Origin of the sequence: Streptomyces anatolicus, from assembly GCF_019400875.1 — a bacterium.
In the GTDB taxonomy this organism is placed as follows: domain Bacteria; phylum Actinomycetota; class Actinomycetes; order Streptomycetales; family Streptomycetaceae; genus Streptomyces; species Streptomyces anatolicus.
This window is the reverse complement of sequence record NZ_WMBF01000529.1, coordinates 1-4,103: the sequence shown is the minus strand read 5'-3', so window position 1 is coordinate 4,103 and position 4,103 is coordinate 1. Positions and strand designations below refer to the sequence as shown.

General features: G+C 72.8%; 4 protein-coding genes and 1 pseudogene. 3 read left to right on the top strand and 2 right to left on the bottom strand.

Going from position 1 to position 4,103, the window contains the following annotated elements; translation table 11 throughout:
* The first annotated feature begins 22 nt into the window (after window positions 1–22).
* Window positions 23–1,597 carry a M81 family metallopeptidase gene (locus GKQ77_RS28905; protein WP_219691978.1) on the top strand — a complete coding sequence of 525 codons (1,575 nt, stop codon included), beginning with the start codon at window positions 23–25 and terminating at the stop codon, window positions 1,595–1,597.
* Between the two features lie 66 nt (window positions 1,598–1,663).
* Window positions 1,664–2,047: a VOC family protein gene (locus GKQ77_RS28900; RefSeq protein ID WP_219691977.1), complete on the top strand. Its 384-nt coding sequence runs from the start codon at window positions 1,664–1,666 to the stop codon at window positions 2,045–2,047.
* A 71-nt stretch (window positions 2,048–2,118) separates the two neighbouring features.
* Here the strand turns inward: GKQ77_RS28900 and GKQ77_RS28895 are convergent, their stop codons facing one another.
* Window positions 2,119–3,198, bottom strand: coding sequence for an NADH:flavin oxidoreductase/NADH oxidase (locus GKQ77_RS28895; protein WP_219691976.1), 1,080 nt, complete (start codon window positions 3,196–3,198; stop codon window positions 2,119–2,121).
* Window positions 3,199–3,395: 197 nt separating this feature from the next.
* Between GKQ77_RS28895 and GKQ77_RS28890 the strand changes: the two genes are divergently transcribed.
* Window positions 3,396–3,761, top strand: a complete 366-nt coding sequence (locus GKQ77_RS28890) for an ArsR/SmtB family transcription factor (protein WP_219691974.1) — start codon at window positions 3,396–3,398, stop codon at window positions 3,759–3,761.
* 21 nt (window positions 3,762–3,782) lie between these two features.
* Here GKQ77_RS28890 and GKQ77_RS28885 read toward each other — a convergent pair.
* Window positions 3,783–4,103, bottom strand: a pseudogene (locus GKQ77_RS28885) (NADP oxidoreductase); the annotation flags it as partial.

Here is a 4,103-nt window from a genome sequence, read left to right as displayed (position 1 = left end):
CCCAGGAAGAGAGCGCACCCGCATGACCCCCACCGCGACCCACCGCCGCCTGCGCATCGGCATCGGCGGCATCGGCATCGAGTCCTCCACGTTCTGCCCGCACCGCTCCACCACGGATGACTTCCGCCAGGCCCGCGGCCAGGACCTCCTCGACCGCTACACGTGGACGCGCCCCGGATCCGGCCTCGCCACGGACGTCGAATGGGTGCCCCTGCTGCACGCGACCTCGCTGCCCGGCGGGCCGGTCGAAGCGCGGTCGTATCTGACACTCAAGGACGAACTGGTCACCCGCATCAGGGAAGCGGGCCCCCTCGACGGCCTCGTCTACGACATCCACGGCGCGATGAGCGTCATCGGACTCACCGACGCCGAGGCCGACCTCACCGAAGCGGTGCGCGCCGCCCTCGACTCCGTCGGCACCCCGGACGGCACCGGCCGCCCGATGATCTCCGCCGCCATGGACCTGCACGGCAACGTCTCGCGCCGCTTCGCCGAGCCGGTCGACCTGCTCACCGCCCACCGCCTCGCCCCGCACGAGGACGCCTGGGGGACCCGCGAGCGCGCCGCCCGCAACCTCATCCGCTGCCTGCGCGACGGCACGCGCCCGCACCGCGCCTGGGTACAGGTGCCGGTGCTGCTGCCCGGCGAGAAGACCAGCACCCGCCTGGAGCCCGCCAAGTCCCTCTACGCCTCGCTCGCCGAGATCGAGAGGCTGCCCGGCATCCTCGACGCCGCGCTGTGGGTCGGCTACGCCTGGGCCGACGAACCGCGCTGCAAGGCCGCGATCGTCGTCACCGGCGAGGACGCCGAACTCGCCGCCGCCGAGGCCGAGAAGCTCGCCCGCCGCTACTGGGACGCCCGCCGCGACTTCGTCTTCGTCGGCCCGACGGGCAGCGCCGAGGAGTGCGTGGAGCGGGCCGTGGCCTCGGACAAGCGGCCCTTCCTGATCAGCGACTCGGGCGACAACCCCACGGCGGGCGGCGCGGGCGACCTCGCGTACATGCTGCGCAAGCTCCTGGAGAACGAGGCGATCCGCGCCGGGCGGGTCAGCGCCGTCCACCCCGGCATCACCGACCCGGCCGCCGTCGCCCGCTGCTTCGAGGCGGGCGTGGGCGCGGAGGTCGCGCTGAGCGTCGGCGGCAAGGTCGACCCGCGCCACGGCGGGCCGTACGCACTCACCGGAACCGTCGTCGCGTTGCAGCGCGCCACCGACCGGAAGGACCGCGCGGAGGGCGGCGCCTACGACCGTGGCGTCGACATGGCGGCCATCCGCACCGGCGGCCTCACGGTGATCCTCGTCGAGCGCCGCAAGCCGTTCCACACCCTGGCCGACTTCACGGGCCCGCGAGAGGGCGGCCTCGGCATCGACCCTCGTACGTACGACATCGTGGCCGTGAAGATCGGCTATCTGGAGCCCGAGCTGTACGACATGGCGGGGGACTGGCTGCTCGCCCTCACCCCGGGCGGCGTCGACCAGGACCTGCCGCGCCTCGGACACCACCGGGTGGAGCGGCCGCTGTACCCGCTCGACGAGGACGCCTACGCCGACGGGGCGCCCGACCTGACCCCGGTCCGGCTGGCCCCGCTCGCTCCTTGAAAGGCTCAGCCGCCGCGCCGGGGGAAACCGCCGTTTGGCGGGGGCCGCGCGGGGGACCCGCACACCATGACCGTAGAGAAGCGCACCGTGCTCGTCCTCGACTGCTCGGAACCCGAGCAACTGGCCGAGTTCTACGCCGGACTGCTCGGCGCGGAGGTCCAGTTGAGCAAGGACCCCGACTACGTCGAGGTCACGAACGACGCCGGGGTCTGCCTTGCCGTGCACCGCGAGCGCGACTACATCCCGCCGAGCTGGCCCCGCCCCGAGGACTCCCAGCAGGCGCACCTGAGGATCATGGTCGCCCGGCACGACATGGACGAGGCGGAGCGCGAGGTGATCGGTCTCGGCGCGCGTCCGGTGGAGACGAAGAACAACAGCGGCCCACGGGACACGCGCACCTACTCCGACCCGGCGGGGCACTCGTTCACGCTGGCGGCCATCCCCGAGTGACCACTTCGGCGGCCATCCCCGAGTGACCCGGCCGGCGCCCCGGTGCCCCGCGTGAGCGGCCGGAGCGGGGCTCAGACGGACCGGTGGTACTGGTCCGGCACCCGCACCTCGGCGCCGAGTTCACGTGCCGCGCGCCGCGCCCACGAGGGGTCACGCAGCAGCTCGCGGCCCAACAGGACCGCGTCAGCCTCGCCGTTGGCCAGGATCTTCTCGGCCTGCGCCACCTCGGTGATGAGGCCGACCGCCGCGACCGCCAGCTCCGTCTCGGCCTTCACCCGCGCGGCGAACGGCACCTGGTAGCCCGGCTCGACGGGGATGTGGACGCCCGCCGCGTTGCCGCCCGTGGACACGTCCAGCAGGTCGATCCCGTGCTCCTTGAGCTGGGTCGCGAAGCGGACGGTGTCGTCGGCCGTCCAGCCCGCCTCCTGGAGCCAGTCGGTGGCGGAGATGCGGAAGAACAGCGGCTTGTCCTCGGGCCACACGGCCCGTACGGCGTCGACCACTTCGAGGGCGAACCGCGTGCGGTTCTCGTACGAACCGCCGTACGCGTCGGTGCGCTTGTTGCTGTGCGGCGAAAGGAACTCGCCGATCAGATAGCCGTGCGCGCCATGGATCTCGGCGACCTCGAAACCGGCGTCCAGCGAGCGCCGCGCGGCCTCGGCGAACTGCCCGACGATCTCGCGGATCTGCTCGACGGTCAGCTCCGTGGGCACGGGGTGGCGCTCGTCGAAGGCGAGGGGGCTCGGCGCGACGGGCTGCCAGCCGTACTCCTCCGCGCCCACCGGGGCACCGCCCTTCCAGGGACGGCCGGTGGACGCCTTGCGTCCGGCGTGCGCGATCTGGATGCCGGGGACGGTGCCCTGGCTCTTGAGGAACGCCGTCGTCCGGCGGAACGCCTCCACCTGGGTGTCGTTCCAGATGCCCAGGTCGTACGGGCTGATGCGGCCCTCGGGGCTGACGGCGGTCGCCTCGACGATGATCAGGCCCGTGCCACCGGCGGCGCGGGCCGCGTAGTGCGCGAAGTGCCAGTCGAGCGGGACGCCCGCGTCCGGCCCCTCCGGGAGCGCCGAGTACTGGCACATGGGCGGCATCCAGACCCGGTTCGGGATCGTCAGCGATCGCAGGGTGTACGGCTCGAACAGGGCGCTCATGGCGGACTCCATTCCTCACGGGCTTGTGGGCTGCTCGTACGATAGACCTCGTAGTACGGTGATTGTCAAACTACGATGACTGACGAACTACGGCGAACGCCGAACTACGGCGACTCTCGTACAATGGCGCCGGAGAAGACCGGCCCAAGAGGGAACACCGCCGGACCACAGGGAACACCGGACGAAGTGGAGCCGTCATGACGACCGCCGCCGCGAGCAGCAGCAGGACGCTCGCCCACCCGGAACCGGGGGAGATCCGGCTCGAAGCGGTGCTGCACGCCCTCGCCGACCCCATGCGGATGCGGATCGTCCGGGACCTCGCCCGCGAGGAGGGGGCCGAGCTGGCCTGCTCGCACTTCGGCCTGCCCGTCACCAAGTCGACGAGCACGCACCACTTCCGGGTGCTGCGCGAGAGCGGCGTGATCCGGCAGATCTACCGGGGCACGGCCAAGCTGAGCGTGCTGCGCCGCGACGACCTGGACGCGCTCTTCCCCGGCCTCCTCGACAGCGTCCTCGCCGCGGCCGCCCGCCAGGCGGACCGGCTCGGCACCGACGATGCCTGACCTACGCCCCTGCCCCTGCTCCTACCCCTGTTCCTGCGCCGCCCGCCGCAGCCCCGCCCAGTCCGGGATCTTCACCACGCCCCGGCCGAGGGAACGCCCCAGCTCGGCCTCCGCACGCTCGATCGCCAGCCACCCCGGCCACTCCACCGGCCGCAGTCCCGCCGCGCGCAGCCCCGCCAGCGGATCCTCCGGCACGTCCCTGCGTACGAGTTCGGGGGCGTCGTCCAGCAGCGACCGCACCGTCTCCTTGGCGCACGGGCGGTTGGTGCCGATGACCCCGGTCGGGCCCCGCTTGATCCACCCGGCGACATACTCGCCCGGCGACGGCGCCCCGTCCCGCAG

Coding starts and splice junctions, on each gene's coding strand:
- GKQ77_RS28905 (WP_219691978.1), top strand. CDS start 23: ATGACCCCCACCGCGACCCACCGCCGCCTGCGCATCGGCATCGGCGGC.
- GKQ77_RS28900 (WP_219691977.1), top strand. CDS start 1,664: ATGACCGTAGAGAAGCGCACCGTGCTCGTCCTCGACTGCTCGGAACCC.
- GKQ77_RS28895 (WP_219691976.1), bottom strand. CDS start 3,198: ATGAGCGCCCTGTTCGAGCCGTACACCCTGCGATCGCTGACGATCCCG.
- GKQ77_RS28890 (WP_219691974.1), top strand. CDS start 3,396: ATGACGACCGCCGCCGCGAGCAGCAGCAGGACGCTCGCCCACCCGGAA.